The organism is Endozoicomonas sp. SESOKO3, from assembly GCF_024606255.1.
On sequence record NZ_JAHHPR010000717.1, the window covers coordinates 1 to 1,768 of the forward strand.

The 1,768-nt window shown below is 40.0% G+C and carries 2 protein-coding genes; both read right to left on the minus strand.

The window, feature by feature from the left end; all coding sequences use genetic code 11:
- On the minus strand, window positions 1-1,204 hold a 1,204-nt coding region (locus KDK18_RS12565; protein WP_257255272.1), incomplete at its 3' end, for a hypothetical protein.
- A gap of 279 nt (window positions 1,205-1,483) precedes the next feature.
- Window positions 1,484-1,768 (minus strand): RING-HC finger protein (locus tag KDK18_RS12570; RefSeq protein ID WP_257255273.1); only part of this gene is annotated, 285 nt, incomplete at its 5' end.

Here is a 1,768-nt window from a genome sequence, read left to right on the forward strand (position 1 = left end):
TTGCTAATTCCTGTCGTAGTTGGGCTATCAGTTCATTTTGTTGTTGAATGACTATGGCCTGATCCCAATGTTCTGAATCCGACTCTTCAACGGAATCGTCGCTGTCTGTCCCCTCAGAGTATCCCGATGGATACTCCGGACTTTCTGACGATGAAACCACCGATAATGCGTGTGTGAAGTCAATACCCATGATACTCTGTGTAAACTCTTGCATACCATCCTCGGTAAACATTACCGCAGGTACAGGGTACCAGTGTTCAGGGCGGCAATGACTGGTTATATTGCTGTAGACAATAGCCAGTAACTCATATGGCAAGCATCTTATCAACAAGGTCTCCAGTGTCTCTTGCCATTCCATCCCTGAATCCATGCGCTGGAAAGCTGCTGACGCCATTGCGGTTAAACCGATCAGAAGTGCTGTTCCTGCATCCAATTGAGCTGTGGTCAATTGATTGGCAATACTTCGCGGAGAATTATATTCATTGATATTTTCAGAAAGCAGTTCACGATCGAATGCTCGATTGTAGCTTTTTTCGGTGTATCTGTTATCCAAAATTCTAATATAGTTATAGAGTTCATCCTTGGAAAGAAAGTGAGGAGCAAGAAAAGCAAGAAACATCAGGACCAGACCGTTATTAACACCGAAATAATTGGACTGATATGCAATCGGACTCAAATCGAAATAAATGAAATAAGGATTCCGTCTGCCATTTATTTTATGAGACAAAAACAAGTGTTCAAAAAGGCTTTTTGCCGCTGTATTGATTAACTGTTGATCTTCCGGTTTTTTTTCAGTGGTCTTATTAATGTTTATGGAGAATATACAATGTATTAGTCTAAGCATTCTTTGAATACGAAATTTTCGATATTGTTCACTCATGTTCACATAATTAAAATAAAAGCTGATCAGACGATTAAAATCTTGCTCAGCCACCTCGTAATTTTCACAGATTTCCAGTCGTTCATCTCCAGATACATCGTCAGAGGTTAAATTAAGCCTGATAAAGCCAATACGGATATTTTCAAGTGGGCTCATCACACTTTGACCTTTGTGCCTTTCTTTTATTGTTGAAGGTGGCTTCCAGCTTGCCTTGTGATACTCGAGAAACTCTTCAATGCCATAGGTGTCGTTTGTCAGCCCCTGCTGATAAAAAAACAAACATACTGAAAACAAAAGCGTCTTAAAGGAATACCCTAAGATCATACTTTCACCTGCTTTCGTTAAAACAATTGCACAATTACATCTGCACTACTACAACTGCAATTTATACATAATAGATAGGGTAATGTCGTATATTTAAACACTACAGACGTTCTTATCAAGGCTTTAGCAATTGACAGTTTAGCCTCGTTTTATTAGACTCGACAAAAATTTTATACCAATGGATTGAGTTTCTGGCAGGCAAAAATAATTGGCACAATATGAGCCTCTCGTTCTCAAGCAAACACAGCATAAAACAAGACGCTGGCACTGTGTACACATTCAATAAAAAGACTTGTCGATAACCTTCATGTACGACAACGGTATTTCCCGACAAAACGGACAACTCCTCTGCTCATCTATAATTCTCCCAGCACAATCCTCACAAAAACCAGCGTGTCCACAACTTTGTAACACCCTAATATCTTCCACTGGATTGAAACAAATTGGACATTTTTTGCTTCCTCCTGAGGCGCCTCCAACTGCACCTGCTTCCTGCGTTGCAGGTTGGCTTGCTAATTCCTGTCGTAGTTGGGCTATCAGTTCATTTTGTTGTTGAATGACTAT